The sequence below is a fragment of the Streptomyces sp. NPDC003042 genome, assembly GCF_053591315.1.
Map to the genome: position 1 here is coordinate 18,170 of NZ_JBSFTP010000063.1, position 25,458 is coordinate 43,627.

Below are 25,458 nucleotides of genomic sequence, written 5' to 3' on the forward strand. Positions count from 1 at the left end.
GCGCCGGTCGCGCTGCCGGGTCACCCCGAGAACCACCGCACGGGGCGGGGCGCCAGGTTCTGGTAGACGTGCTGGGCCTCGCGGTACTCGGCCAGGCCCGCCGGACCGAGCTCGCGCCCGGTGCCCGACTTCCCGAATCCGCCCCACTCGGCCTGCGGCAGGTACGGGTGGTAGTCGTTGATCCAGACGGTGCCGTGCCGCATCCGTCCGGCGACGCGGCGCGCCCGTCCGGCGTCGGCCGTCCACACCGCGCCCGCCAGCCCGTACTCGGTGTCGTTGGCGAGGGCCACGGCCTCCTCCTCGGTACGGAAGGCCTCCACCGTCAGCACCGGGCCGAAGACCTCCTCGCGGACCACGCGCATCGCGCGGTGGCACCGGTCGAGGACCGTCGGCTCGTAGAAGTACCCGCCCGCCGGACGGACGTCGCCCGGCCGGGGGCGGGCGCCGCCGCTGCGCAGGACGGCGCCCTCGGCCAGCGCGGAGGCCACGTACTCCTCGGTGCGCTCCAACTGGCCGAGGGAGACGAGCGGTCCGCATTCGACGCCCTCCTCGGTACCCCGGCCCAGCCGGATCCGGCCGGCCCGGCGGCTCAGCTCGGCCACGAACCGCTCGCGCACCGGCTCCTCGACGATGAGGCGGCCACCCGCGGAGCAGACCTGCCCGCTGTGGATGAACGCGGCGTTCAGGGCCTGGTCCACGGCGGTGTCGAAGCCGTCCGGTGTCGCGCAGGCATCCGCGAAGACGATGTTGGGGTTCTTGCCGCCCAGTTCCAGCGCCACCTTCTTGACGCCGGGCGCCGCGGCCTGGGCCACCTTGATCCCGCTGGCGAGTCCGCCGGTGAACGACACGAGGTCCACGTCCGGGTGCTCGGCCAGGCGGGCGCCCACGGTGTGGCCGGCGCCCGTCACGATGTTGGCGACACCGGCCGGGAGGCCCGCCTCCACCAGCAGGCGGATGAGCGCGACCGTGGTCAGGGGGGTGAGCTCGCTCGGCTTGACGACGAAGGTGTTCCCCGCCGCGAGCGCCGGAGCGATCTTCCAACTGGCCTGGAGCAGCGGGTAGTTCCACGGTGCGATCAAGGCGCAGACGCCGACCGGCTGGTGCACCACCACACTGTGGATCGTGTCGGTTCCGGCGTCCACGACCCGCCCGGCGCCTTCCGCGATGACGAGATCCGCGAAGTACCGGAAGGCGTCGGCGACGCAGTCGATGTCGATGCGCCCTTCCCGCAGGGTCTTCCCGGTGTCGCGGCTTTCCAGCAGGCCGAGCTCCTCGCGGTCGCGGATCAGCAGATCCGCGACCCGGCGGAGCAGCGCGGCCCGCTCGGCGACCGGCGTACCCGGCCACGCTCCGGCGTCGAACGCGGTGCGCGCGGAGGCGACAGCGGCGTCGGCGTCCTCGGCGCCGCCTTCGGCGACCACGGCGAAGGTCAGTCCGTCCGCCGGATCGAGGATCTCGCGCGTGCCGCCTGCGAGGGCGGTTCGCCAGCTTCCGTCAGTGTGGATGGTTCTTTGTATGGGCAAGAGCTGAAGGCCTTCTTTTTCCGATTGGTCGGCATCGGTCCTTTGATGCTTGGCGCGTCTGCCCGTGGCCTGGAGCAGCATGCGTCTGGTCTTCGCAAAGTGAGATGTGTCATGTGCGGATCTCATGTAGTGACCCGTTTGTCCGGCGGCAGGAGCATGTCGCGCGCCGGGCCGCGCACGGAATGGGCGGGCGCGCGAGGACGCTCCAGGGACATGACGACCGATCAGCTCCACGCCGCATCGTCACCGGGCGAGCGCGTCTTCATCGCCGGTCAGTACGCCGGCCCAGACGCTGAGCGGCGTCGCCTCCCTCGCGCTGCCGGGGATGCTGTTCGAGGTGGACGCGGTGGCGGTACGGAACACACGGCACCGATCGCCGCCCCAACGCGATGACGAAGGACCTTCGCGGGGCGGCGATCGGCTCGACTTCCGCCGACCGGACGCGACGCGTCAGCTCAGTACCGCCGCCCGCACGCACAGCACGTCCGGCAGGTGCTCGGCCAGCAACTGCCAGCTGTCGCCGTCGTCGTGGCTGGCGTAGAGCTCGCCGTTGCGGTTGCCGAAGTAGACGCCCGCCGGGTCCGCGTCGTCCGTGCACAGCGCGTCGCGCAGCACGGTGCCGTAGTGGTCCTCGGCCGGCAGGCCCTTCGTGAGCGGTTCCCAGCTCGCACCCGAGTCCTGGGTGCGGAAGACCCGGCAGCGGTGTTCCGCCGGGACGCGGTCGGAGTCGGCGTTGAGCGGGAAGAGATAGGCGGTGTCGGGCCGGTGCGGGTGCGCGGCCACGGCGAAACCGAAGTCGGAGGGCAGCCCGGCGCCGATGTCGGTCCATTCGCCGCCCGCGTCGTCGCTGCGGTACACCCCCCAGTGGTTCTGGAGGTAGAGCCGGTCCTTGTTCCCGGCGTCCCGGGCGATCTTGTGGACGCACTGACCGAACTCGGGGTGCGGATTGGGCAGGAACACCGCCGAGACCCCGTGGTTGGACGGCGTCCAGCTCGCACCGCCGTCCCGGGTCCGGAACACCCCGGCGGTGGAGACGGCCACCGTCACCGCGTCCGGGTCGGCGGGGTCGGTGAGTACGGTGTGCAGGCACTCGCCGCCGCCGCCGGGCATCCAGTCCGGCCGGGTCGGGTGCTCCCACAGGGGCCGGACCAGCTCGAAGGACTCGCCGCGGTCGGTGGAGCGGAACAGCGCGGCCGGCTCCGTCCCGGCGTACACCACGTCCGGGGCCTCCGGGCCGGCCGGGTGCAGCTGCCAGACCCGCTCCAGGGAGGCGCCGGTGTCCGGCGGGAACTTCACGGCGGCCGCGGCGGGCTCGTGCCACGTCGCCCCGAGGTCGTCCGAGCTGAAGACGGACGGCCCCCAGTGCAAGCTGTCCCCGCCGACCAGCAGCCGGGGGGTGGGCCCCCGCCGGTCGATGGCGACCGCGGACACGGCCTGGGCGTTGAACTGGGGCCCCTCGAACTCCCACGAACCGGCTTCCCGGCGCCGGCCGATGAAGAGCCCCTTTCGGGTACCCGCGAGCAGTAGCACGTCGGTCATGGCCGACACCTCCGCACGTCTATGTCCTGCATGGCAGCTTTCGGCAGCTTTCCCGCCAGTGTGCACCCGGCCACTGACAGGGAGCGGGCGGCGCGCACGGCACGAAGTAGTTGTACGGGAGATCTCGTACTACGAGAGATTTCGTAGTACGGTGACTCTCGTACTTAGCCGCCGATCCCCGGTGTGCGTCCGGTGACATCTGGAGAGCCTCATGAGCGCCGCCCCTGCTGCCTTTGCCGCCCTTTTCCAGCCCTACACCCTTCGTTCCGTGACCATCCCGAACCGCGTCTGGATGGCCGCGATGTGCCAGTACAGCGCCGAGGCATTCGGTCCGAACGCGGGCGTGGCCCACGACTGGCACTTCGCGCACTACGCGGCCCGCGCCACCGGCGGCACGGGCCTGATCATCCAGGAGGCCACCGCCGTCTCCCCGGAGGGGCGAATCAGCCCCTACGACCTCGGCATCTGGAACGACACCCAGGTCGAGGCGCTGCGCCGGATCACCTCCTTCCTCAAGGCCCGGGGCACCGTCCCCGGCATCCAGATCGCCCACGCCGGCCGCAAGGCCTCCACCGACCGGACCTGGAAGGGCGGCCGTCCCGTCGGCCCCGAGGCGCACGGCTGGCAGCCCGTCGCCCCCAGCGCCGTGCCGTTCGCCGAGGGCCACGCGGTCCCGCACGCACTCACGACCGAGGAGATCCACGAGATCACCGGCCAGTTCGCGGACGCCACCCGGCGCGCGCTCGCCGCGGGCTACGAGGTCGTCGAGATCCACGGCGCACACGGCTACCTCATCGGGGAGTTCCTCTCCCCGCACAGCAACAAGCGCACCGACGCCTACGGCGGCTCCTTCGAGAACCGGACCCGCTTCGCCCTCGAAGTCGTGGACGCCGTACGGGCGGTGTGGCCCGAGGAGCTCCCGCTGTTCTTCCGGATCTCCGCCACCGACTGGCTGGAGCGGGACGGCTGGACCGCCGACGACACCGTCCGGCTGGCCCGGCTGCTCCAGGAGCACGGGGTGGACCTCCTCGACGTCTCCACCGGCGGCCTCGCCCCCAAGGTGACGATCCCGCTCGGCCCCGGCTACCAGGTGCCCTTCGCGGCCCGGGTCAAGGCGGAGACCACGCTCCCGGTGGCCGCCGTGGGCCTCATCACCGAACCGGAGCACGCCGAGAAGATCCTGGCCAACGGTGAGGCGGACGCCGTCCTGCTGGGCCGGGAACTGCTGCGTGACCCGTACTGGGCCCGCCGCGCGGCGGCCGAACTCGGCGCGGAGATCCGTACGCCCGACCAGTACCACCGGTCCTGGTGAACCGGAAGCGGCTCAGGCCACCCCGTGCCTGGGCCGCTCCCGGCCCCCGTCCTACGACGACTCTCGTACGATGGGACCTCAAGCAAACCGAACGAGTGGAGCAGGGACATGACGGAACGTGACGCGGCCCGTGCCCTCGCCCACCCCGAGGCGGCCGACATCCGCCTGGAGGGCGTGCTGCACGCGCTCTCCGACCCGGTCCGGCTGTCCATCGTCCGCGAGCTCGCCGCCTCCGGAGCCGAACTGGGCTGCTCGCACTTCGAGCTGCCGGTCACCAAATCCACCACCACCCACCACTTCCGCGTCCTGCGCGAGAGCGGTGTCGTACGCCAGACCTACCGCGGCACGACCAAGTTCAACGGCCTGCGCCGCGAGGACCTGGACACCCTCTTCCCCGGCCTCCTCGACAGCGTCCTCACGGCCGCCGCCGCCGAGGAGTCCCGCCTCGCCTAAGGGCCGTCCCGTAATCCCCGGTGGATCGGCGCACGGCGTCAGATGCGGTGCATCTCCCCCAGCTACCGCTGGGAGGTGCCCCCGGGCGGAGGGGCGTCCTCATACTGGGCGTATTCGGGCGTTCCGACAACGCGGCGAGGTGCCGTAGCTGTCGTCGTGCGCCCGCCGGGGATTACGGGACAGCCCTTAGGGCCGCCTCGAATCCTGTCGGTGGATGAGGGCGCCGTCCGGGCCGAACACGTCGATCAGGTAGCCCTTGCTCAGCGAGAGCCCTTCCTTGGCCGTCAGGTACACGACGATCGAGGCGGACTGCTTGTCGAAGAGCCGGCCGTCCGAGTCTGCGTTGCGCGTACGGACGATCAGCAGCGGCGCCCCTCCCTGCCCCGACTCCTGCTGGATGCCGTACACGTCGGCGTCCCCGCCGGTGGCCCGGTAGCGCTCGGCCAGCGCGAGCGCGTCCGGTGGCGCGGCCGTCGTCGTCGCCGTCGGGCCCCGCACGGGCTCCGGGCTGGTCGACTCCTGCGTACATCCGGACAGCAGCGCGGTGCACGTCACCGCCACCAGTGCCACACAGGTACCCCGGCTCAACGGCTTCCCCATCGCCAACTCCCCTGTCCCGTAACGGAACAGGTCACCCTACGGCAGCCCCGCGGCACCCCGCAGGCCGGCCCAGTCGGGGATCTTCACCGAACGGCGTCCCAGCGAGCGCCCGAGGTCCGCCTCGGCCGTCTCGATGGCCAGCCAGCCCGGCCACTCCACCGGGCGCAGCCCCGCCTCCCGCAGCGCCTCCAGCGGATCCCGCTCCCGGTCCCGGCCCGCCAGCAGCGCCCCCGCGTCCTGGAGCAGCGAGGACGCGGTCTCCTTGGCGCACGGCCGGTTGGTGCCGATCACGCCGGTCGGACCGCGCTTGATCCAGCCCGCCACGTACTCGCCGAGCGAGGCCCGCCCGTCGCGCAGCACCCGGCCCGCCGCGTGCGGGACCGTCCCCCGCTCCGGGTCGAAGGGCAGCCCGGGCAGCGGGACGCCCTTGTACCCCACGGACCGCAGCACCAGCTGCGCCTGGATGTCCTCGTACACGCCCGTCCCCGTCACACCGCCGCGGCCGTCGGGCGCGGTCCGCTCGAAGCGCATCGCCGTGACCCGGCCGTCGGGCCCGCCCAGTACCTCCACGGGGCGCAGGTAGAACCGCAGGGCGATGCGGCGCCGTGCGTCACCGGGGCCCTGCTGCGCCCAGCCGCGCAGCACCTCCAGGTTGCGCCGTGCCACCGCGGGCAGCGCGGCCGCCGCGCCCGGGTCGGCGTACGTGGGGTCCAGGGCCAGCTCGGCCGGGTCCACCACGGTGTCCACGCCGGGCAGGGTGCCCAGTTCCCGCAGCTCCTTGGTGGTGAACTTGCCCTGGGAAGGGCCGCGCCGGGCCACCATCGCAACCGTGCGCACCCCGCTGGCGGCCAGCGCGCCGAGCGCCGTCTGCGGCATGTCGGTGGGCGTCAGCTCCGGCAGTCCCCGGGCCAGGATCCGGGTCACGTCCACGGCGACGTTGCCCGCCCCGACCACCACCGCGGAGTCGACCCCGGCCAGCTCGAAGGCCTCGGCGGCGGCATCCGGGTGCCCGCTGTACCAGGACACGAAGGCCGTCGCGGAATGCACCCCGGACAGCTCCTCGCCGGGGATCCCGAGCAGCCGGTCCCGCGCCGCGCCCACGCAGTACACCACCGCGTGGTACAGCTCCAGCAGCCGCCGCGTGGACAGCTGCTCCCCGCCGACCTCGACGTTTCCGAGGAAGCGGATCCGCTCGTCCTCCAGGACCGTGCGCAGGCTGCCCTGCAGCGACTTGATCTTCTCGTGGTCGGGGGCCACCCCGTACCGTACGAGCCCGTACGGAGCGGGCAGCCGGTCCAGTACGTCGATCCGCACGCCCGGCACCTCGCGCTGCTGGATCAGCGTCTGGGCGGCGTAGACCCCGCTGGGGCCCGATCCGACGACGGCGACACGAAGCACGGCGGAGCTCCTCCCGCAGGTGGTCCCAGCATGACACCAGCCCTTGCCGCCGTCAGCCCATCGCGCGCATCCGGTGGATCTCGGCGCTCTGGGTGGCCACGACCTCGTTGGCCATTTCCTCGACCATCACGTTGTTTCCGCCCGCCAGCGCCTCGCCGGCCATCTTCAGCGCGCCTTGGTGGTGGGCGGTCATCAGCGTCAGGAAGAGCCGGTCGAAATCGGCGCCCGAGGCCTCCGCGAGTTCTTTGAGCTGCTGCTCCGTCGCCATGCCGGGCATCGCCCCGTGGTCGTGGCCCGCGGAGCCCGCGGCCGGCGCCGGGTAGCGGTCCACCCACTTCTCCATCGCCCCGATCTCGGGTCCCTGAGCGGCCGCGATCCGCTCGGCGAGCCGCTTGACCCCGTCCGCCGAGGCGCGCGTCGGCGCGAGCGCGCTCATCGTCAGGGCCTGCCGGTGGTGTTCGATCATGTTCCGCACGTACGCGTGGTCGGCCGCGTTCGGGCTGTCGTCCGGTTGGGCCTTGGCGGCCTGTTCGGGGGAGAGGGTGCGTGACTTCTCGCCCGGCTTGCCCGGTGCGATCACCGTGCCCTGTCCGCCCTCCGCGTCTTTCGCCGCGTTCGACGCGCTGTCGCCTTGGCAGCCGGCGACCGCGTACAGGAGGCCGGCGGTCGTGGCCGCCGCAAGGAATCGACGGAGGCGCGCCTGCGATGCCTTTCGGACCCGGGGGTCTTTTGCCATGTCCATGGAAAGGAACATACTGCCGGGGTCCTGGTTCTGTTCCCACCACGAACGGAACTGATCGGACTCCCATGGAGGGGACACAGTGACCTCGTTGCACACCACCAGAGTGCGGACCAGGAGTCTGGGAGTGGCCGTCGCCGCGGCCGGGCTCCTCACCACGCTGCTGGCGGCCGGTCCGGCCGCCGCCACCCCGGACCCGGGGGACTTGACTCCCGGAAACAGCTCCGGCCCGAACACGGGCATCGCCCAGGGCAGGGAACTCGCCCCCGGCGACATACCCGGCCAGGACGAGATCGTCCACAGCGGCAACATCACACCGCTGGCCAACATCCCCAGCAGCTTCCAAGGCGTCACCAACACCGACCTGGCCTTCCAGGGCAAGTACGCCTACGCGGGCAACTACAACGGCTTCACGATCTACGACATCGGCAATCCGAAGGCCCCGAAGACCGTCAGCCAGGTGCTCTGCCCCGGCGGCCAGAACGACATCTCGGTCCACGGGGACCTACTCGTCCTCTCCACCGACTCCTCGCGCAGCGACGACTCCTGCAACAGCGTCTCGCAGCCGGCGACGGAGAAGTCCTCGTGGGAGGGCATCAAGATCTTCGACATCAAGGACAAGAAGAACCCCAGGTACATCAAGTCCGTCGAGACCGCCTGCGGCTCCCACACCCACACGCTGGTGCCGGACGGCCGCGACATCTACGTCTACGTCGCCTCCTACTCCCCGAACGAGGCCTTCCCGGACTGCAAGCCTCCGCACGACGGCATCTCGGTGGTGAAGGTCCCGAAGAAGGCCCCGACGCAGGCCGCGGTCGTCGGCTTCCCGATCCTCTTCCCGGACGGCGGCAACCCGGGCGGGCCGACGAACCCCGGCGTCTCCAAGACCACGGGCTGCCACGACATCACCGTGCTGCCGTCCAAGAACCTGGCCGCCGGCGCCTGCATGGGTGACGGCATCCTCTTCGACATCAGCGAGCCCGAGCAGCCCAGGGTCATCGACCGGGTGCAGGACAACGTGAACTTCGCGTTCTGGCACTCGGCGACGTTCAACGAGCGGGCCGACAAGGTGGTGTTCACCGACGAGCTCGGCGGCGGTGGTGGCGCCACCTGCAACGAGGCCACCGGACCGAACCGGGGCGCCGACGGCATCTACGACATCACCGGCCGCGGCGACGAGCGCGAGCTCGCCTTCAAGAGCTACTTCAAGATCCCGCGCCACCAGGCCGACACCGAGAACTGCGTGGCCCACAACGGCTCGCTGATCCCGGTCGGCGACGGCCGCGACATCATGGTCCAGGCCTGGTACCAGGGCGGCGTCTCCGTCTGGGACTTCACCGACTCCACCAGCCCCAAGGAGATCGGCTACTTCGAGCGCGGCCCGTTGACCACGGACCGGATCGGGCTCGGCGGATCCTGGTCGGCGTACTACTACAACGGCCACATCTACTCGAACGACATCGCCAAGGGCCTCGACGTGCTGAGGCTCGACGACCGGCGTACCGACAGCGCCAAGTGGGTGTGGATGGACCGCCTCAACGTACAGACCCAGCCCGAGTACCGCTGATCTAGGGGGCGTCCGGACCCGAGCGGTATGAGGGAAAGGTTCCGCCGGGCGGTCCGCCGTCCGGCGGGACTCCCAGTTCCCAGTCCAGCCCGTACCGCTGGAACAACTCGGCCCGCAGCCGGGCCGCCGGCATCGGCGCTCCCGGCAGCAGGACCGCCACCACCGCGCCCATCAGCAGGGCCCGCAGCAGCGGGTAGTCGGTGTCCACGTCCGCCGAGCCGTACCGGACGACGGTGTCCCGCAGCAGTTCCGCCAGGCGCTGCTGCTCGGGGCACTGGATGAACCCCTCCGCCTGGAGAATGCCCGCCATGTGGGTGCGCATCAGCCGCGGATGGTCCCGGGCCAGCCCGAGGATCGCGTCGACGGCGCGGGCGAGGCGCTCGCGGCCGTCGTCACCGCGCGGCTCCCGCTCCAGCGCCTCTTCCAAGGTCAGGTGCATCAGCCGGTGCACCGCCGACTGCAACAGCTGCCGTTTGCCCGGGAAGTAGTACGAGACCAGGCCGCGGGCGGCGCCCGCCCGGTCGGCGATGTCGGCGAGTGTCGTGGCCTCGAAGCCGCGCTCGGCCACCAGTTCGACCGTCGCCTGCAGCAGCCGCTCCCGGGAACGTCTGCGCAATTCCTCATTGACCGTTGCGCTGCGCGGGGACATGCTTACTCCTGCGTTGACTGGCTCCGAGCCAATATACTCAGCGCACGGGATCGTCTGCTCTGGGCGACGCGGGGGATCGCCCAGAGCAGGCATATCGGAACGCCGTGAGCGCCACCAGGGCCACCCCCAGGAGCCAGCCCGCGAGCACGTCCGAGAACCAGTGGACGCCGAGGTAGAGCCGCGTGAAGCCGACCCCGAGCACCGAGACGGCGGCTACCGCCCAGGCGGCCCACACCACGCCCCGCGGCGTTGTCGAAGGCAGCAGCCACAGCAGCAGCCCGCACACCACCGTGGCCGTCATCGCGTGCCCCGAGGGATAGGCCGCGTACTGCGCCGAGTCCACCGGATCCGGCCACCACGGGCGCTCCCGCCCGGTCAGCGCCTTCAGCCCCTGCTGCACGGCCGAGGCCACCAGCGTCGCCGCCGCGACCCGCAGGGCGCGGGAGCGGTCCCCCCGCCGCCACAGCCACAGGCAGACCAGCGCGGCCACGGCCCGCATGGCCCAGGGATCCCAGACCCAGTCGGTGAGCACGCGCATCAGCTGCGTGACCCCGGGGTGGGAGACGGCGTACGGGTGCAGGTCCCGCGCGACCTGCTCGTCGTAGCCGGCCAGAGGCTGCCACCGGATCACCACCAGGACGGTCAGCACGGCCGCCAGCAGGGCGCAGCCCCACCCGGTCTTCCCCAGCAGGTTGATGCGCATCGCACGATCCTCGCACCGGGTGGGACCCGTTCCCGACCGCGCTCGCTACGCCAGCGCGCTGAGCCCCGGCACGAAGGCCACCGCCAGCGGCACCGCCGGGACCAGGGTGGCCAGCGCCGTCAGCCGCAGCCGGCGCACCGGCGACAACCGGGGGGCGGCGGACAGCAGCCGCCGTACCCGCTGCGGGACATGGGCCTGCGGGGTCGGGCAGGGGCCGAAGACGCCCCGGTCCTCGTTCAGTCCGACCAGGGCCAGCGCGATCGTCAGCCGACCGTAGCGCCGCGAGGCCACGTCGTCGGCCGCCAGCTCCACCAGCCGGTGCATCTGCGCCTCGAACGCGGCGAACACCGGCACCTGGGGAAACCCCCCGGACAGGGCCCGCGAGCAGTGCAGCAGCCAGTCATGGCGGGCCGCCACGTGCCCCTGTTCGTGCGCCAGTACGGCGTCCAGCTGGCTGCCCTTGAGCCGGCCCAGCGCCGCCGTGGTCACCACCAGCTGCGGGACGGCACCCGGCTGCCACCAGGCCTGCGGCCGCGGGCCCTCCAGGACCACGAGCCGCCCGGCCCGAGGGTCCTCGCCGGGCAGCAGCGGTGAGCGCACCAGCAGTTCGGCCCCCTGGGCACGCCGCCGGGCCCGCGCCCGCAGCACCTCCCGGGTGAGCATCGCCCCCGTCCACAGCCCCCCGCAGGCCAGCGCGAGGGCGGTACCGGCGGCCCAGGGGCCCCCCGCCGCCCCCAGGGCGTACGCGTCGACCACCCCGTGCGGAGCGACCGCGAAGAGCCGGCCCCGTACCGCGTACCAGGCGGCGGCAGCGCTCAGCAGCATCGACAGCGCCAGGCACAGCAGCGTCGCGCCCACGACGCACTGCCACACCCACAGCGCGACGACGGGCTCGCGCTCGGGCCACTCGGCGCGGGCCAGGAGGCGGGGGGCGAGCACCGCGGTCAGTGCGCCGAGCAGGAGGAGAACGGCGGGGACCATCATGGCCGCCAGCCTACGAGCGGGGAGCTACCTACGGGTAGGGTCAGAGGCATTGGTGACGCGGGTCACCTCCGGGGTGCTCTTCGACCGGTCACATGGTCAACAGCATCGCCAACATGCCCGTACCCATGGCCAGTCGGCACGCACGGGTGAGGTCGCCGGGCCCGTGCGCGAGCGCCGCCGGCGCGAGGGCCGTGGCCGTGGCCATGGCGGCGGGCGGCGCGCCGTCGCCCGCCGTCACCAGCCGGGCCCCGCCGAGGAGCACGTACCCCGCGTAGTAGACGAGCAGCGCCCCGGTCACCACCGGCAGCCCCGCCCGGCCGTGCGCGTGCCCGGCGGTCATCGACAGCGCCATGTACGCCATCGCCAGCGAGCCGACCAGGTGGTGCGCGTGGTGCGCCCCGCCGCGCAGCAGCCACAGGGCGTGCACCGCCGCCCCGCAGAAGACGGCCAGCAAAACCTCCGGACCCCACGGTCCGGTCCCCGAGGGCACGGCCATCGCCGCCATCCCGAAGCCCATCAGGGCCTCGCCCGCCGCCGCGCCGCGCGCCTCCCGGCCCGCTCTGCGCGCCCGCAGCAGACAGTACGCACCGCTCACGGCGCAGAGCAGTACGAGAAGCCAGGAGGGGACGGCTGAGGCGGAGAGAGGGGAGACGGACATCGCGGGACCGTGCACGGCGGAACCTCCCGGTTCGTCGGCGTCGTCGGCGTCACCGGAAGAGATGCCCCCGTCCGGCGGCCGGTATCCCGTGGATCACGGCCCGGCCGCTGCGCCCGACTGTTCGACCCGGCCCGCGCGACACCCATTAGGCTCTTGCGTGCCGCACGAGGCACGTCACGTGCCGCCGCACTGAACGGAGCGTCCGATGTCGACCGTCCACCCCGCCGCCCTGAGTTTCCGCAGCGCCGTGGAGGCGGACGTACCGGAACTGGTGACGCTCGTCGAGTCGGCCTACCGGGGCGACGCCAGCCGGGCCGGCTGGACCACCGAGGCCGACTTCCTTCAGGGGCAGCGCACCGACGCCGACGGCGTCCGCGCGGTGATCGGCGCCCCGGACAGCACCCTCCTGGTGGTCGAGCGCGCCGACGAGCTCGTCGCCTGCTGCCAGCTCGAACACCGCGGCGACCACGCCTACTTCGGGATGTTCGCCGTCCGCCCCGGGCTCCAGGGCGGCGGCCTCGGCAAGGAGATCCTGGCCGAGGCCGAGCGCCGCGCCCGCGCGACGTGGGGCGCCACGGAGATGCGGATGACGGTCGTCAACGTGCGGGGCGAGCTCATCGCCTACTACCAGCGACGCGGCTACCGGCGCACCGGCGAACTCAGCCCCTTCCCCTACGGCGACGAGCGCTTCGGCATTCCGCTCCGCGCCGACCTGGCCTTCGAACTGCTGGTCAAGCCGTTGTAGCGCGGGCGCCGCGGGCTCATGCGGTGAAGCGGCCGGTGCTGCGGATCTCCGGGAAGTCGGTGGCCGCGCCGTCCAGTTGCAGGGCCCGCGCCAGCCTCAGCTGGTCGAGGGTGTTGACCGTCCAGCCGGTCACGCGCAGGCCGGCCGCGTGCGCCGACTCCACCGTCTCCAGGGTGAGCCGGCGGATGTCCAGCGCGAGGGTCCGCGCCCCGGCCGCCGCGGCCCGGTCCAGAATGTCCTCCCCGTGCGGGTCGGCGTACAGGGTGGTCCGTACGCCCGGGGCCGACCGGGCGGCCGCGGTGAGCACCGGGCCGTGGAAGGAGGCCACCTCGACGCGGGAGGTCAGGTCCCGGAGCGCGATCAGCCGTGCCAGCGCCTCGGCGGCGCCCTGGTCCTGCGCCGACACCTGGAGCGGGGTCCGGACGGCGTCCAGAACCTCCTCCAGGACCGGTACGCGCTCGCCCTGACCGGCATCCAGTTCGCGCAGCTCGGCGAGGGTCAGATCGGCGACGGCGCCCACGCCGTCGGTGGTGCGGTCCACCTCGGCGTCGTGCAGGACGACGAGGGCGCCGTCCTTGCTCAGGCGGACGTCCAGTGCGATGACGTCCATCCCGCAACGCTCGGCGTGGACGAACGACCGCAGGGTGTTCTCCGGTTCGACGCCCATGACCCCGCGGTGACCGATGGTGAGGAAAGTCAAGGTTCTCTCGCTTCCGTCGACGGCGGCTCTCCGCGCGGTCGCGGTGTCCCGACCGGCCGCGCGCGGTGAGGACGCATGTTAGTGCGCCGGGGGTACGAAGGGACCGCCCGTGCGGCAGCCCGAAACGGCCGTCCGGCCGGTTCCCGCCAGGGGCGCGCGCCGCCGGACGGGCCGCGGGCGCACCGCCGCGTCACCCGGGGGTGGGCGCGTCCCCGCCACCTTGACGGGGCGCGGTCTCGAGCGTCTCCACACTGAAGAACGGGAAGACTTTCGGTGAAGAAGGGGGTCGCACAGGATAATTTCCCGAGTTTCCTCTTGAGTAGAAGAGCCCGACATGCATACGCTGTCTTAACGTGAGGTTCTCCTGTGGAGGAAGTGACATGACGGAAACTCTTGTGCCGGGTGCCGGCGGGGCCGCGAAAACCGCCGGGGCGCGGGTGGTCGACCACCCGGCGTGGCCCGAGCTCAAGGCCGCCGTGGAGGAGATCCGCCCCTGGCAGGCCAAGGACGGTTCCATCGACTTCGAGGCCGAGGGCGCCCCCGCCCGGGCCGCGGTCGAGGCTGCCGTGGAGCGCGTGATCGACGCCGTCGAGGCGCTGTCCCCGCTGCTGCCGCACGCCACGGCGTACCACCAGGCGGTCGTCGCCGACCTGCGCAAGTGGGCCGCCGACGGCTTCGGGGTGCCGGACTTCCTCGACTCCCTGCTGGCCTTCCACCCGGCCGCCGAGCGCGTCGACGGGCTCCAGCACCTCGTGGTCTTCCCGATGTACACGCAGAACGGCAATCCGAACCGCAACCTGGAGGCCGTCGCCCTGCGCATGGTGTGGCCCGAGTGGCTCGCCGAGCTGGAGCGCACCCGGTACGACAACCCGCTCTTCCTCGGCATCACCTTCGAGGACTTCACCGCGGGCTACGACACCCACTCGGCCGTGCTCTTCCCGGAGACCATCGCCGTCCGCGAGGCCCCCGAGCGCTTCACCTGGGGCGGGATCTTCTGCGACCGCGAGGCCGCCCGCTTCCGCAAGGTGACCGAGGCCGCCGTCGACATCCTCGGCATCGAGCTGCCCGGCGACATCGCCGCCATGGTCACCGACCAGGAGCGCTGCGAGAAGGCCTTCGTCCTGTGGGACATGGTCCACGACCGCACCCACAGCCACGGCGACCTGCCGTTCGACCCCTTCATGATCAAGCAGCGCCAGCCGTTCTGGATGTACGGCCTGGAGGAGCTGCGCTGCGACCTCACCGCCTTCAAGGAGGCCGTGAAGCTGGAGTCCGAGGGCAACGAGCACGGCCGTGACGTGCAGTACGCCGTCCTCTTCGACCGGATGTTCCGCTTCCCGGTCTCCGGCGACCGCAACCGCAACTACGACGGCCTCGGCGGTCAGCTGCTCTTCGCCTACCTCCACAAGCACGACGTGGTGCGCTGGACGGACAACAAGCTGAAGATCGACTGGATGCGTGCCCCGCAGGTCACCAACCAGCTGTGCGCCGAGATCGAGGACCTCTACCGGGCGGGGATCGACCGCCCGAAGCTGGTCCACTGGTTCAAGGCGTACGAGCTGGTCGCCGAGTACCTCGCCCCGCACCCGGGATCCCGCTGGGCCAAGGGCCCCGACGCCCTGGACCTGACGCAGCCTCCGCGCAAGCTCGTGGACGACGTGCTTCCGGACGAGTTTCCGCTCAGCATGTTCTATGAGGCCCTCGCCAAGAAGCTCAAGGGCGTGATCGCCTCGGCCAAGGGCATCACCGCCCGCGGCGCAGAGCAGGCAGAGCACGTCCAGGCAGAGCACGTTCACAGCGCCGCGCGGGTCGCCGCGTGAGCACTCGCCCTCAGGAGGCTGCACGGATGAACGGCTCCGGGAACGGCAACGGAAAGCTCCAGGGAGCGGTGGTGGCCGTGGCCGGGGCCGGCGGGCCCGCCGGTCGCGCCGCCCTGCTCCGCCTCGCCGAGGCGGGGGCGGTCGTCGTCGCGTCCGACGCCGACCCCGCGCGCCTCGCGGAGGCCGTGGACGCGGCCCGCTACGCCCACGGCGGCGCCACCGTCACCGGTGACACCGTGGACCTGCTCGACCTGGAGGCCACCAAGGCCTGGGCCGACCGCACCGAGAAGGAGTTCGGCCGCATCGACGGGCTGGTCCACCTCGTCGGCGGCTGGCGCGGCAGCACCTCCTTCACCGCCACCGACCTCGCGGACTGGGACTTCCTGGAGAGGCTCCTCATCCGCACCGTCCAGCACACCTCGCTCGCCTTCCACGACGGGCTGCTGCGCAGTGACCGCGGCCGCTTCGTCCTGGTCAGCCAGTCCGGCGCGCACAAGCCGGTCGCCAACAACGCCGCGTACAACGCGGGCAAGGCGGCCGCCGAGGCCTGGACGCTGGCGATGGCGGACTCCTTCCGCAAGGCGGGGGGCGAGGACGGCCCGGGCGCCGCGGCTGCGATCCTGGTCATCAAGGCACTGGTGCACGACGCGATGCGCGCCGAGCGACCCAATGCGAAGTTCGCGGGCTTCACCGACGTCGCGGAGCTGGCCGAGGCCATCGCCGGAGTCTGGGAGCGGCCCGCCTCCGATGTGAACGGACAGCGTCTGTGGCTCACTCCGCAACCGTGAGAACCGATGCCGGCAAGACCGACGCCCGCCGCCACCACGACCCGGCGGTGCGTGGTTTCGCGAGCGACAACTACGCCGGCGTGCACCCCGAGGTGCTCGCCGCCGTAGCGCTGGCCAACGGCGGCCACCAGGTCTCGTACGGCGAGGACGAGTACACCGAACACCTGCAGAAGATCTTCCGCAGCCACTTCGGACCGTACGCGCAGGCCTTCCCGGTCTTCAACGGCACGGGCGCCAATGTCGTCGCCCTCCAGGCCATGACCGACCGGTGGGGCGCCGTGATCTGCGCCAAGAGCGCCCACATCAACGTGGACGAGGGCGGCGCGCCCGAGCGGATGGCCGGCCTCAAGCTGCTCGCGGTGGCGACACCCGACGGCAAGCTCACCCCGGAGCTGATCGACCAGGAGGCCTGGGGCTTCGAGGACGAGCACCGGGCGATGCCGCAGGTCGTCTCGATCACCCAGAACACCGAACTGGGCACGGTCTACACCCCGGACGAGATCAAGGCCATCTGCGACCACGCCCACGGCCTGGGCATGAAGGTGCACCTCGACGGTGCCCGGATAGCCAACGCGGCGGCCTCGCTGGACGTGCCGATGCGTACCTTCACGAACGCCGTCGGCGTCGACGTGCTGTCGTACGGCGGCACCAAGAACGGCATGATGTTCGGCGAGGCCGTGGTCGTGCTGAACCCGGACGCGGTCCGGCAGATGAAGCACATCCGCAAGATGTCGATGCAGCTCGCCTCCAAGATGCGCTTCGTGTCGGTGCAGCTGGAGGCGCTGCTCGCGAAGGACCTGTGGCTGCGCAACGCCCGGCACGCCAATGCGATGGCGCGGCGGCTCGCGGCGGGGGTGCGCGAGACCGACGGGGTGGAGATCCTCTACCCGGTGCAGGCCAACGCGGTCTTCGCGCGGCTGCCGCACGAGGTCACGCGCCGGCTCCAGGAGCGCTACCGCTTCTACTTCTGGGACGAGGCCGCCGGCGATGTCCGCTGGATGTGCGGTTTCGACACCCAGGAGGAGGACGTGGACGGTTTCCTCCAGGCGCTGAAGGAAGAATTGGCGCGTTAGGACGTCCCTCGACGCCCGATCACACTGTCGCAAAAGTCGATAGCCATACGGGATGCTGCATAGCTATGCTCCTGGATCATGGAACTGATCCAGGAGCAACCCGACCTCGCCGCCTACCTCGCGGCGGACGAGGCGATCGACCATGACCACCCTTTCGTTCTCGAGACCTCCGACGCGCTCTGGACGGCCACCGGCGACGCCCGCGCCTACGCCGAGGTCGCCTTCGACTTCGTCCGCGACACCGTCCCGCACTCCGCCGACTCCGGCGACCTCCGCGTCACCTGGCGCGCCTCCGACGTGCTGAGCACCCGCAACGGCATCTGCTACGCCAAGTCCCACGCCCTCGCAGCCCTGCTGCGCGCCCAGGGCATCCCCGCGGCCCTGTGCTACCAGCGGCTGACCGACGACGAGGGTTCGAACCCGGCCGTCCACGGCCTGGTCGCCCTCCGCCTGCCCGGCAGCGCGCGCTGGTCCCGGGTGGACCCGCGCGGCAACAAGCCGGGAGTCGACGCCCGGTTCAGCCTGGACCGCGAGCAACTCGCCTTCCCCGTCCGCCCGGAGCTGGGCGAGATCGACTACCCCGAGCTGTACGCCGCTCCGCACCCGGCCGCGCTCAAGGCCCTCCAGGAGTCCGTGGACCGGCCTGAGCTGTGGCGGAACCTGCCGACGGCTCTGTAACCCCCGCCACCGGTACGGGCCCCCGCGCCGCAGCCAGCACGTGCACCGCGGCGGCCGCGAGCTGGAGCCCGGCGATCCCGAGCAGCAGCGTCCACGGCGGAGCGGCGGCCACCAGCCCCACGAGGGCGGCGCCCGCCGAGGCGGCGGTCAGCTTGAGCCCCGCCCCGAGGGTGAACACCTGGGCCCGGACGGCGTCGGGGGCGTGCGCCGAGCGGATCCGCAGCGTGGCCGTCAACAACGGCCCGTCGCACACCCCGGCCACCGCGAACGCCACCGCCGTCAGGGCCACCGACGGCGTGAAGGCGGCCGCCGCCAGCGCCACCCCCGTCCCCGCCAGCGCGCAGCGCACCAGCCGGCCCGGCGCCACGGCCGTCATCCGGCCCAGCGTCAGCGAGCCGCCCAGCGCACCCACCGCGAAGGCCGTCATCAGCACCCCGCTCGCGCCCGGACTGCCGATGGTGGTGGCCAGCAGCACCGAGGTGGTGGTCAGCGCGCCCATGCCGACGAACGCCAGGGTGGTCGCCGAGGTGACGGCCCGCAGCTGCGGGACCCGCCACAAGGCGGCCAGCCCCGCGCCGAGCCCGGCTCGGGGCCCGTCGTCGGACGGGCCCGCGCCCGGGTCCTCGTACGGGAGGGTGGCGGCCAGCGTCGCCGCCAGCGCCCCGGAAGCCGCCAGCGCCAGCATCGCCGGTCCGGCCGACGCCAGTGCGGCTACCAGGCTGACGGCCGCCGGTGCCGTGACCGCCGCCGCGTTGTAGGTGGACGCGTCCCAGCCGTACGCCCGGTCGCGGCCCGCACCGGCCGGTACGAGCCCCGCGACCAGACTGGACAGCCCGCCCGTCACCATCGGCCCGCAGGTCCCTCCGAGCACCGCCACCGCGAACACCAGCGGCGCCGGGGCCCGGCCGAGCAGCAGGGCCAGCCCCACGACGGCGGCCGCGAACCCGGCCAGTGAGCCCACGTAGAACAGTCGCGGTCGGCTCGCGCGGGCGGCGGCGGCCCCCGCCAGGGGAGCGGCCAGCACGTGCGGGGCCAGCCAGGCGGTCAGGACGAAGGCCCCGTGGGCCGCGCTGCCGGTACGTTCGAGGGCGAGCAGCACCACCGCCATGCCCATGCCCTCGGAGGCGAAGCGCGCGGCCAGCGCCGCCCCCAGATACCGCCCGAACCCGCCCACCGACGAACCCCCTCCGCGTTCGGTAACGTGATAACCGAACAAGACGTTACGTCATGAGGGTGCAGGCCGAAAGGAAGAACGGATGGCGGTCGGGGACTCCGGTGCGGACGGCAGGGGCTTCTCGGCGGCCCAGCGGCTCATCGACCTCGCGGAGGCGGTACGCGCCGAACCCAACCTGCCGCGCGCCGACCTCGCCGAACTGCTCGCCCGGCACGGGGAGCACCCGGCGGACCTCGCCCCGCAGGCCTTCGGCGAGGCGGACGCGGCCGAACTGCGCGCCGCCGCACGCCGGATGGCGCTCGTGCTCGCCGAGAGCGACGAGGACCGCGCGGCCGAAGCCCTCAACGCGCTGCTGGAGGAGTGCGGCACGCGGCCCCGGCTGACCCGGCACGACGGCCACCCCTGGCACCTGCACGTGGACCGGGGCGACGGGGCCGGCTGGAGCGACTGGTTCCTCGCCTCCGGCGCCCTCGTACTCGCGCAGCTGCTCACCGAGTACGGACGCATCGCCTGGGGCGCCTGCGCCGCTCCGGGCTGCGGGCGGCTCTTCCTCGCCACCGGGCCCGGCAGCGCACGGCGCTACTGCTCCACCACCTGCGGCGCGCGGGCCCGGGTCGCGGCCCACCGGCGCCGCAGGAGGGACGGCGCCGTGAATTGAGCGCCTCAGGGGTGGCTCAGCCGGCTTCCTTGACCTGGGCCGCCGTCGGCGCGGTGCCGCCCAGGTGCGCCGGGAGCCACCAGGAGTCCTCGGCGTCCTTCGGCTGGGCCGGATACGCGCGCTGCGCCGCCTCCAGCAGCTCCTGGACCCGCTCGCGCACCCGGCGCGTGATGGCCCCGGCGTACTGGTCGGTGGGAGCCTCGATCGGCTCGCCGACCCGCATCGTCACGGGGATGTGGCTGCGCCCCAGGTTCTTCGGGCGGCCCTTGGTCCACAGGCGCTGGGTACCCCACAGCGCCACCGGGATCAGCGGGACCCCGGCCTCCTGGGCCATGCGCGCCGCACCCGACTTGAAGCTCTTGAGCGTGAAGGACTGGGAGATCGTCGCCTCGGGGAAGACCCCGATGATCTCACCGGCACGCAGCGATTCGAGGGCGTGCTCGTACGCGGTCTCACCCTGCGTGCGGTCCACGGGGATGTGCTTCATCGCGCGCATCAGGGGACCGGAGACCTTGTGCCGGAAGACCGACTCCTTGGCCATGAAGCGCACCAGACGCTTCTGCGGCCGCGCGGTCAGGCCGGCGAAGATGAAGTCGAGGTAGCCGATGTGGTTCGACACGAGGACCGCCCCGCCCTTGCGCGGGATGTTCTCCGTGCCCTGCACGTCGATTCGGATGTCCAGCGCACGGAACAGGGCGTGCGCGGCGCCGATCACTGGGGGGTAGATGAGCTCAGCCATGGTGGGGAGATCCCGCTTTCTGTCCTGGGGAGGTGCTCCCGGCCGGAAGTTACGGAAGCGTAGGTACGCGACCATGGGGATCGTGCCCCAAACACGGCCCGCTGGCCAGCCCAGACGCCCGTGCCCGGGGAGATTCTCGTCACGCGGGGAATGCCGGAAGCCGGACGGGTGCTCGGACAGGGAGCACCGCCCAGCGGACTCGGGCATACGGACATGCGAACAGAGGCAGAGGGGAGCGCGCGTGCGCGGGCAAGGAGAAGGCGGTCGCGAAGCGAGCGGCGGGGGCCCCGGCAGCCCCGGCCCGGCCGGGCCGCTGGGCGCCGGCGAGCTGGGGCGGGCGCTGGGGGAGCGGGCCACCCTGGTCCAGTTCTCCAGCGCCTTCTGCCAGCCCTGCCGGGCCACGCGCCGGATCCTGACCGAGGTCGCCGCCATGGTCGACGGGGTCGAACACATCGAGATCGACGCCGAACAGCACCTGGAACTGGTGCGGGCCCTCGGCATCGAGAAGACCCCGACGGTGCTCGTCCTGGACGCCGCCGGCGGCATCGTCCGCCGGGCCGCCGGGATGCCCCGTACCGCGGATGTGATCGCCGCACTCGGAGCGGCGGTATGACCGGCGCGCCGGTGCGCGCGCCCGTACGCAGCGTGACGCGCCTGACATCTGCCCGCTGCGGCTTGACTGTGTACACGGGAGATCGCCAGGCTGGCGGCATGCGGTATGAACTCCTGCTTTACGGGCGGGTCCATGTGGACCTCGTCCGCCACGCGAGCGCGCGCTGTTGGGATCACTGAACGCCCCGCCCCCGATCCCCACCGCGTCCGCGCTTCCCGCGGCAGAAGGAAGTCCTCCCATGACGGCCCCGACGGTCCCGATGACCTGGCCCGCACCTTTCGGCCCCGGCGGCTCCGGCCTGCCCGGCACCCCCGGCTCTCCCGAGCTGCTCCGCTCCGTCTTCCGTCGCCACGCGGCGGGAGTCGCGGTGATCACCGCCCAGACGGACGGCAGGCCCGCCGGTTTCACCGCGACCTCGCTCAACTCCGTCTCCGCCGACCCGCCCCTGCTCTCGTTCACCATCGGGACCGGGGCCTCCAGCTGGCCGGCGGTACGGGACTCCGAGCACCTGGGCGTGCACATACTCGGCGAGCATCAGCGGGAGCTCGCCGGGCTCTTCGCGCGCAGCGGCGCCGACCGTTTCGGCGCGGACACGGACTGGGCCGAGGGCCCGCACGGCGTGCCGCTGCTGGGCGGGGTGCTGGCGTGGCTGGTGTGCCGGGTGGTGGCGAGGGTGCCCGCCAGTGCGCATCGTGTGATCATCGCGGAGGCGGTGGCCGGGGACCCGGCCGGGGAAGGCCGCCCGCTGCTGTACCACCAGGGACGCTTCAACGCCTTGCGGGACTGAATCGTCCCTGCTGGGGCGGTTCGGGCGGCGTTGGCCACATCACAGTTCGGTGGCCTTGCACCCTGGTGGGACCCACGATGTACTGACGAGTAACATTCCCATCGGAGCGCGGGCCGCCCCGACCGGGATCCGCCCGGAATGGCGCCTATGCTGCCTGCACAAGGCGGTACCAAAAATGACGATGCGGTAGGAGAGCCGGCGTGAGCCTGAGGATCGTTGTCTGTGTGAAGTACGTGCCCGACGCCACCGGCGACCGGCAGTTCACCGAGGACCTGACCGTGAACCGTGACGACGTCGACGGCCTGCTGTCGGAGCTCGACGAGTACGCCGTCGAGCAGGCGCTGCAGATCGCCGACGAAGCGGACGACGCGGAGATCACCGTCCTGACCGTGGGTCCCGAGGACGCCAAGGACGCGCTGCGCAAGGCGCTGTCCATGGGCGCCGACAAGGCCATCCACGTCGAGGACGACGACCTGCACGGCTCCGACGTCATGGGTACCTCCCTGGTGCTCGCCAAGGCCGTCGAGAAGGCCGGTTACGACCTGGTCATCACCGGTATGGCCTCGACCGACGGCACCATGGGCGTGCTGCCGGCCATCCTGGCCGAGCGCCTGGGCATCCCGCAGGTCACCCTGCTCTCCGAGGTCAAGGTCGAGGGGGGCCCCAACGGAATCGTCACGGGCCGCCGCGACGGCGACTCCGCGAGCGAGCAGCTGGAGGCCTCCCTCCCCGCGCTCGTCTCCGTGACGGACCAGTCGGGTGAGGCCCGCTACCCGTCCTTCAAGGGCATCATGGCCGCCAAGAAGAAGCCGGTGGAGTCCTGGGACCTGTCCGACCTGGACCTGGAGTCCGACGAGGTCGGCCTCGAAGGCGCCTGGACCGTGGTGGACTCCGCGGCGCAGCGCCCGGCCCGCACCGCCGGCACGATCGTCAAGGACGAGGGCGAGGGCGGCAAGCAGCTCGCGGAGTTCCTCGCGAGCCAGAAGTTCATCTAAGAACTTCGGTCATCCCTCTTAGCCCCCAGACACTTCGCAATCGCAGGAGAGCAGTCCCATGACTGAAGTTCTCGTCTACGTCGATCACGTGGACGGCGCCGTCCGCAAGCCCACCCTCGAACTGCTGACGCTGGCCCGCCGCATCGGCGAGCCCGTCGCGGTCGCCCTGGGCGCCGGCGCCGAGGCCACCGCCGCCGTGCTCGCCGAGCACGGCGCCGTCAAGGTCCTCACCGCCGACGCCCCCGAGTTCACCGAGTACCTCGTGGTACCGAAGGTGGACGCGCTCCAGGCCGCGTACGAGGCAGCGTCCGCCGGTGGCTCCCTGGCCGCCGTGCTCGTCCCGTCCTCCGCCGAGGGCAAGGAGATCGCCGCGCGCCTCGCCGTGCGCATCGGCTCCGGCATCATCACGGACGCCATCGACCTGGAGGCGGGTGACGAGGGCCCGGTCGCGACGCAGGCCGCCTTCGCCGCGTCGTTCACCACCAAGTCCCGCGTCTCCAAGGGCACCCCGGTCATCACCGTGAAGCCGAACTCGGCCCCGGTCGAGGCCGCCCCGGCCGCCGGCGCCGTCGAGGCGCTCGCCGTCACCTTCGGCGCCCTGGCCACCGGCACCAAGGTCGTCTCCCGCACCCCGCGCGAGGCCACCGGCCGCCCCGAGCTGACCGAGGCCGCGATCGTCGTCTCCGGCGGCCGTGGCGTCAACGGCGCGGAGAACTTCCACATCATCGAGGAGCTCGCGGACTCCCTCGGTGCGGCGGTCGGCGCCTCGCGTGCCGCCGTCGACGCCGGCTGGTACCCGCACTCCAACCAGGTCGGCCAGACCGGCAAGTCGGTCTCCCCGCAGCTGTACATCGCCTCCGGCATCTCGGGCGCGATCCAGCACCGGGCCGGCATGCAGACCTCGAAGACCATCGTGGCCGTCAACAAGGACGCCGAGGCCCCGATCTTCGACCTCGTCGACTACGGCGTGGTCGGCGACCTCTTCCAGGTCGTCCCGCAGCTGACCGAGGAGATCAAGGCGCGCAAGGGCTGACCTGCGCCGAGTCTTCTCCGGGGCCGTGTGGTGATTGTCACCGCACGGCCCCGAGTCGTTTGCCGCCCCCGGCCGAGGGACCATTGACTGAGCGGAACCCCGTGACTAAATTCTGCAATGCGGATCTAAGCTTCCGTGAAGCGGAAAAGAGGAGAGTGCACGATGGGTCAGCAGGAGAAGGTGGCGACGAGCCTCGCAGGCGCGGTCAGCGAGGGCATCAGCGCCTCCCTCGCGCCGGTGGACGCGGAACTCGCGCGGCACTACCCGGGCGACCCCGGCACCCGTCAGCCCATCCACACGGTCTACGTCCCCGGTGACGTCTTCGCGGCCGACACCATCCGCTCCTGGGGCGACCAGGCCCTCGCGGCCCTCGACGAGCACGCCCCGGACGCCGCCACCTTCGCCAAGGTGCTCGGCATCTCCGACGAGCTGGCCGTACCGGTCTACGACCGCGTCCGCGCCAAGCTGCTCAGCGAGCCCGTCGAGGACCTCCGCGTCGACTTCGAGGACGGCTTCGGCGTCCGGTCCGACGAGGAGGAGGACCAGGCCGCGGCCCGCGCCGCCCGCCTCGTCTCGGAGGCGTTCGCCAACGGCACGAACGCCCCGTACATGGGCATCCGCATGAAGTGCATGGAGTCCAACGTCCGCGACCGCGGCATCCGCACCACCGACATCTTCCTCTCCGGCCTACTGGAGCACGGCGGCCTGCCCGAGGGCCTCGTCCTCACGCTGCCGAAGGTCACCTACGCCGAGCAGGTCAGCGCCTTCGTCAAGCTGCTGGAGGCCTTCGAGACCACCCGCGGCCTGCGCCCGGGCCGGATCGGCTTCGAGATCCAGATCGAGACCAGCCAGTCGATCGTCGCCTCCGACGGCACCGCCACCGTGGCGCGCATGATCGAGGCCGCCAAGGGCCGCGCCACCGGCCTGCACTACGGCACCTTCGACTACAGCGCCTGCGTCGGCGTCTCCGCCGCCTACCAGTCCAGCGACCACCCCGCCGCCGACCACGCCAAGGCGATCATGCAGGTCGCGGCCGCCGGCACCGGCGTACGCGTCTCCGACGGCTCGACGAACGTCCTGCCGATCGGCACCACCGAGCACGTCCATGAGGCCTGGAAGCTGCACTACGGCCTCACCCGCCGCGCCCTGGCCCGCGCCTACTACCAGGGCTGGGACATGCACCCGGCGCACCTGCCGACCCGCTACGCGGCCGTCTTCACCTTCTACCGCGAGGGGCTGGAGACCGCCGCCGCGCGCCTGAAGGCGTACGTCGCCAAGATCGAGGGCGATGTCATGGACGAGCCGGCCACCGCCAAGGCCCTGGCCGGCTACCTGGTCCGCGGCCTGGACTGCGGCGCCGTCGGCACCGAGGAGGTCACGGCCCTGACCGGCCTGACCCGCGCCGAGCTCGACGCCTTCGCCATCCCCCGCCGCTCGGCGACCCTGACGGCCACCGCCTGATCCCGCGTACGTACGGCGAGGCCCGGCCGGGACGTCCCGGCCGGCGTCCGCCGGCCCCCGACATCGGGG

At 72.2% G+C, this 25,458-nt stretch carries 26 protein-coding genes and 1 pseudogene; 15 read left to right on the forward strand and 12 right to left on the reverse strand.

Features of this window, described 5'->3' with window-relative positions; genetic code table 11:
• Positions 1–20: 20 nt before the first annotated feature.
• On the reverse strand, positions 21–1,523 hold the full coding sequence (locus tag ACWDYJ_RS26405; protein ID WP_451568071.1) for an aldehyde dehydrogenase family protein: 1,503 nt from the start codon (positions 1,521–1,523) through the stop codon (positions 21–23).
• Between the two features lie 280 nt (positions 1,524–1,803).
• Between ACWDYJ_RS26405 and ACWDYJ_RS26410 the strand changes: the two are divergent.
• Positions 1,804–1,881 (forward strand): annotated as a pseudogene (locus ACWDYJ_RS26410) (RidA family protein); the annotation flags it as partial.
• 92 nt (positions 1,882–1,973) lie between these two features.
• Here ACWDYJ_RS26410 and ACWDYJ_RS26415 read toward each other — a convergent pair.
• Positions 1,974–3,062 (reverse strand): WD40/YVTN/BNR-like repeat-containing protein, encoded by a 1,089-nt coding sequence (locus ACWDYJ_RS26415; protein ID WP_451568072.1) that lies wholly within the window; start codon positions 3,060–3,062, stop codon positions 1,974–1,976.
• 211 nt (positions 3,063–3,273) lie between these two features.
• Here ACWDYJ_RS26415 and ACWDYJ_RS26420 point away from each other — a divergent pair, with 211 nt between their 5' ends.
• Both ACWDYJ_RS26420 and ACWDYJ_RS26425 read left to right on the forward strand, forming a co-directional pair.
• Positions 3,274–4,374 carry an NADH:flavin oxidoreductase/NADH oxidase gene (locus ACWDYJ_RS26420; RefSeq protein WP_451568073.1) on the forward strand — a complete coding sequence of 367 codons (1,101 nt, stop codon included), beginning with the start codon at positions 3,274–3,276 and terminating at the stop codon, positions 4,372–4,374.
• A 108-nt stretch (positions 4,375–4,482) separates the two neighbouring features.
• Positions 4,483–4,827, forward strand: a complete 345-nt coding sequence (locus tag ACWDYJ_RS26425) for an ArsR/SmtB family transcription factor (RefSeq protein ID WP_451568074.1) — start codon at positions 4,483–4,485, stop codon at positions 4,825–4,827.
• Between the two features lie 186 nt (positions 4,828–5,013).
• On the opposite strand, the gene ACWDYJ_RS26430 is transcribed toward ACWDYJ_RS26425, so the two are convergent.
• From ACWDYJ_RS26430 to ACWDYJ_RS26440, 3 genes are read right to left on the reverse strand one after another with little or no spacing between them, the layout of a single operon-like run.
• Positions 5,014–5,427, reverse strand: coding sequence for a hypothetical protein (locus ACWDYJ_RS26430; RefSeq protein ID WP_451568075.1), 414 nt, complete (start codon positions 5,425–5,427; stop codon positions 5,014–5,016).
• Between the two features lie 36 nt (positions 5,428–5,463).
• Positions 5,464–6,825: an FAD-dependent oxidoreductase gene (locus tag ACWDYJ_RS26435; protein ID WP_451568076.1), complete on the reverse strand. Its 1,362-nt coding sequence runs from the start codon at positions 6,823–6,825 to the stop codon at positions 5,464–5,466.
• A 52-nt stretch (positions 6,826–6,877) separates the two neighbouring features.
• On the reverse strand, positions 6,878–7,561 hold the full coding sequence (locus ACWDYJ_RS26440) for a DUF305 domain-containing protein (RefSeq protein ID WP_451568097.1): 684 nt from the start codon (positions 7,559–7,561) through the stop codon (positions 6,878–6,880).
• A gap of 85 nt (positions 7,562–7,646) precedes the next feature.
• On the opposite strand from ACWDYJ_RS26440, the gene ACWDYJ_RS26445 reads away from it, so the two are divergent.
• Positions 7,647–9,131: an LVIVD repeat-containing protein gene (locus ACWDYJ_RS26445; protein WP_451568077.1), complete on the forward strand. Its 1,485-nt coding sequence runs from the start codon at positions 7,647–7,649 to the stop codon at positions 9,129–9,131.
• Position 9,132: 1 nt separating this feature from the next.
• On the opposite strand, the gene ACWDYJ_RS26450 is transcribed toward ACWDYJ_RS26445, so the two are convergent.
• The 4 genes from ACWDYJ_RS26450 to ACWDYJ_RS26465 all read right to left on the reverse strand — a co-directional run bounded on the left by ACWDYJ_RS26450 (position 9,133) and on the right by ACWDYJ_RS26465 (position 12,125).
• Positions 9,133–9,780 carry a TetR/AcrR family transcriptional regulator gene (locus tag ACWDYJ_RS26450; protein WP_451568078.1) on the reverse strand — a complete coding sequence of 216 codons (648 nt, stop codon included), beginning with the start codon at positions 9,778–9,780 and terminating at the stop codon, positions 9,133–9,135.
• A gap of 37 nt (positions 9,781–9,817) precedes the next feature.
• The gene (locus tag ACWDYJ_RS26455; protein WP_451568079.1) at positions 9,818–10,483 is read right to left on the reverse strand and encodes a phosphatase PAP2 family protein; all 666 of its coding nucleotides are present in this window, start codon (positions 10,481–10,483) and stop codon (positions 9,818–9,820) included.
• A 45-nt stretch (positions 10,484–10,528) separates the two neighbouring features.
• Positions 10,529–11,467: a M56 family metallopeptidase gene (locus ACWDYJ_RS26460; RefSeq protein ID WP_451568080.1), complete on the reverse strand. Its 939-nt coding sequence runs from the start codon at positions 11,465–11,467 to the stop codon at positions 10,529–10,531.
• Positions 11,468–11,555: 88 nt separating this feature from the next.
• A complete protein-coding gene (locus ACWDYJ_RS26465; protein WP_451568081.1) occupies positions 11,556–12,125 on the reverse strand; it encodes a DUF5134 domain-containing protein in 570 nt (189 codons plus the stop codon).
• A gap of 205 nt (positions 12,126–12,330) precedes the next feature.
• Between ACWDYJ_RS26465 and ACWDYJ_RS26470 the strand changes: the two genes are divergently transcribed.
• Positions 12,331–12,870, forward strand: coding sequence for a GNAT family N-acetyltransferase (locus ACWDYJ_RS26470; protein WP_451568082.1), 540 nt, complete (start codon positions 12,331–12,333; stop codon positions 12,868–12,870).
• Between the two features lie 16 nt (positions 12,871–12,886).
• Here ACWDYJ_RS26470 and ACWDYJ_RS26475 read toward each other — a convergent pair whose 3' ends face one another.
• Positions 12,887–13,570, reverse strand: coding sequence for a glycerophosphodiester phosphodiesterase (locus ACWDYJ_RS26475; protein ID WP_451568083.1), 684 nt, complete (start codon positions 13,568–13,570; stop codon positions 12,887–12,889).
• A 380-nt stretch (positions 13,571–13,950) separates the two neighbouring features.
• Between ACWDYJ_RS26475 and ACWDYJ_RS26480 the strand changes: the two genes are divergently transcribed.
• The 4 genes from ACWDYJ_RS26480 to ACWDYJ_RS26495 all read left to right on the forward strand — a co-directional run bounded on the left by ACWDYJ_RS26480 (position 13,951) and on the right by ACWDYJ_RS26495 (position 17,929).
• Positions 13,951–15,390, forward strand: coding sequence for a DUF6421 family protein (locus tag ACWDYJ_RS26480; RefSeq protein ID WP_451568084.1), 1,440 nt, complete (start codon positions 13,951–13,953; stop codon positions 15,388–15,390).
• A gap of 26 nt (positions 15,391–15,416) precedes the next feature.
• Positions 15,417–16,178, forward strand: a complete 762-nt coding sequence (locus tag ACWDYJ_RS26485; RefSeq protein ID WP_451568085.1) for an SDR family NAD(P)-dependent oxidoreductase — start codon at positions 15,417–15,419, stop codon at positions 16,176–16,178.
• Positions 16,157–17,251 carry a threonine aldolase family protein gene (locus ACWDYJ_RS26490; protein ID WP_451568086.1) on the forward strand — a complete coding sequence of 365 codons (1,095 nt, stop codon included), beginning with the start codon at positions 16,157–16,159 and terminating at the stop codon, positions 17,249–17,251. Before ACWDYJ_RS26485 ends, ACWDYJ_RS26490 begins: the two co-directional genes overlap by 22 nt.
• Before the next feature lie 78 nt (positions 17,252–17,329).
• Entirely contained in the window at positions 17,330–17,929 is a 600-nt protein-coding gene (locus ACWDYJ_RS26495; protein WP_451568087.1) for a transglutaminase-like domain-containing protein, read from the forward strand.
• Here ACWDYJ_RS26495 and ACWDYJ_RS26500 read toward each other — a convergent pair.
• Entirely contained in the window at positions 17,865–19,103 is a 1,239-nt protein-coding gene (locus ACWDYJ_RS26500; RefSeq protein ID WP_451568088.1) for an MFS transporter, read from the reverse strand. The two genes, ACWDYJ_RS26495 and ACWDYJ_RS26500, sit on opposite strands and share 65 nt — an antisense overlap.
• Before the next feature lie 82 nt (positions 19,104–19,185).
• Between ACWDYJ_RS26500 and ACWDYJ_RS26505 the strand changes: the two genes are divergently transcribed.
• The gene (locus tag ACWDYJ_RS26505) at positions 19,186–19,761 is read left to right on the forward strand and encodes a CGNR zinc finger domain-containing protein (RefSeq protein ID WP_451568089.1); all 576 of its coding nucleotides are present in this window, start codon (positions 19,186–19,188) and stop codon (positions 19,759–19,761) included.
• Positions 19,762–19,777: 16 nt separating this feature from the next.
• Here ACWDYJ_RS26505 and ACWDYJ_RS26510 read toward each other — a convergent pair whose 3' ends face one another.
• Positions 19,778–20,500, reverse strand: a complete 723-nt coding sequence (locus ACWDYJ_RS26510) for a lysophospholipid acyltransferase family protein (protein ID WP_451568090.1) — start codon at positions 20,498–20,500, stop codon at positions 19,778–19,780.
• A gap of 241 nt (positions 20,501–20,741) precedes the next feature.
• On the opposite strand from ACWDYJ_RS26510, the gene ACWDYJ_RS26515 reads away from it, so the two are divergent.
• The 5 genes from ACWDYJ_RS26515 to ACWDYJ_RS26535 all read left to right on the forward strand — a co-directional run bounded on the left by ACWDYJ_RS26515 (position 20,742) and on the right by ACWDYJ_RS26535 (position 25,389).
• On the forward strand, positions 20,742–21,113 hold the full coding sequence (locus tag ACWDYJ_RS26515) for a thioredoxin family protein (RefSeq protein WP_451568091.1): 372 nt from the start codon (positions 20,742–20,744) through the stop codon (positions 21,111–21,113).
• A 259-nt stretch (positions 21,114–21,372) separates the two neighbouring features.
• Complete coding sequence (locus ACWDYJ_RS26520; protein WP_451568098.1) at positions 21,373–21,900, forward strand: flavin reductase family protein; 528 nt, start codon at positions 21,373–21,375, stop codon at positions 21,898–21,900.
• 200 nt (positions 21,901–22,100) lie between these two features.
• Complete coding sequence (locus ACWDYJ_RS26525; protein ID WP_451568092.1) at positions 22,101–22,895, forward strand: electron transfer flavoprotein subunit beta/FixA family protein; 795 nt, start codon at positions 22,101–22,103, stop codon at positions 22,893–22,895.
• A gap of 58 nt (positions 22,896–22,953) precedes the next feature.
• Positions 22,954–23,928: an electron transfer flavoprotein subunit alpha/FixB family protein gene (locus ACWDYJ_RS26530; protein WP_451568093.1), complete on the forward strand. Its 975-nt coding sequence runs from the start codon at positions 22,954–22,956 to the stop codon at positions 23,926–23,928.
• 162 nt (positions 23,929–24,090) lie between these two features.
• Positions 24,091–25,389: a DUF6986 family protein gene (locus ACWDYJ_RS26535; RefSeq protein ID WP_451568094.1), complete on the forward strand. Its 1,299-nt coding sequence runs from the start codon at positions 24,091–24,093 to the stop codon at positions 25,387–25,389.
• The last annotated feature ends 69 nt before the right edge of the window (positions 25,390–25,458 follow it).

Bases quoted from the DNA above. Each gene is read 5' to 3' on its own strand.
- ACWDYJ_RS26430 (WP_451568075.1), bottom strand. From the start codon at position 5,427: ATGGGGAAGCCGTTGAGCCGGGGTACCTGTGTGGCACTGGTGGCGGTG.
- ACWDYJ_RS26510 (WP_451568090.1), bottom strand. From the start codon at position 20,500: ATGGCTGAGCTCATCTACCCCCCAGTGATCGGCGCCGCGCACGCCCTG.
- ACWDYJ_RS26440 (WP_451568097.1), bottom strand. From the start codon at position 7,561: ATGGCAAAAGACCCCCGGGTCCGAAAGGCATCGCAGGCGCGCCTCCGT.
- ACWDYJ_RS26495 (WP_451568087.1), top strand. From the start codon at position 17,330: ATGGAACTGATCCAGGAGCAACCCGACCTCGCCGCCTACCTCGCGGCG.
- ACWDYJ_RS26460 (WP_451568080.1), bottom strand. From the start codon at position 11,467: ATGATGGTCCCCGCCGTTCTCCTCCTGCTCGGCGCACTGACCGCGGTG.
- ACWDYJ_RS26505 (WP_451568089.1), top strand. From the start codon at position 19,186: ATGGCGGTCGGGGACTCCGGTGCGGACGGCAGGGGCTTCTCGGCGGCC.
- ACWDYJ_RS26535 (WP_451568094.1), top strand. From the start codon at position 24,091: ATGGGTCAGCAGGAGAAGGTGGCGACGAGCCTCGCAGGCGCGGTCAGC.
- ACWDYJ_RS26480 (WP_451568084.1), top strand. From the start codon at position 13,951: ATGACGGAAACTCTTGTGCCGGGTGCCGGCGGGGCCGCGAAAACCGCC.
- ACWDYJ_RS26420 (WP_451568073.1), top strand. From the start codon at position 3,274: ATGAGCGCCGCCCCTGCTGCCTTTGCCGCCCTTTTCCAGCCCTACACC.
- ACWDYJ_RS26455 (WP_451568079.1), bottom strand. From the start codon at position 10,483: ATGCGCATCAACCTGCTGGGGAAGACCGGGTGGGGCTGCGCCCTGCTG.
- ACWDYJ_RS26520 (WP_451568098.1), top strand. From the start codon at position 21,373: ATGACCTGGCCCGCACCTTTCGGCCCCGGCGGCTCCGGCCTGCCCGGC.
- ACWDYJ_RS26415 (WP_451568072.1), bottom strand. From the start codon at position 3,062: ATGACCGACGTGCTACTGCTCGCGGGTACCCGAAAGGGGCTCTTCATC.
- ACWDYJ_RS26485 (WP_451568085.1), top strand. From the start codon at position 15,417: ATGAACGGCTCCGGGAACGGCAACGGAAAGCTCCAGGGAGCGGTGGTG.
- ACWDYJ_RS26530 (WP_451568093.1), top strand. From the start codon at position 22,954: ATGACTGAAGTTCTCGTCTACGTCGATCACGTGGACGGCGCCGTCCGC.
- ACWDYJ_RS26425 (WP_451568074.1), top strand. From the start codon at position 4,483: ATGACGGAACGTGACGCGGCCCGTGCCCTCGCCCACCCCGAGGCGGCC.
- ACWDYJ_RS26470 (WP_451568082.1), top strand. From the start codon at position 12,331: ATGTCGACCGTCCACCCCGCCGCCCTGAGTTTCCGCAGCGCCGTGGAG.
- ACWDYJ_RS26465 (WP_451568081.1), bottom strand. From the start codon at position 12,125: ATGTCCGTCTCCCCTCTCTCCGCCTCAGCCGTCCCCTCCTGGCTTCTC.
- ACWDYJ_RS26450 (WP_451568078.1), bottom strand. From the start codon at position 9,780: ATGTCCCCGCGCAGCGCAACGGTCAATGAGGAATTGCGCAGACGTTCC.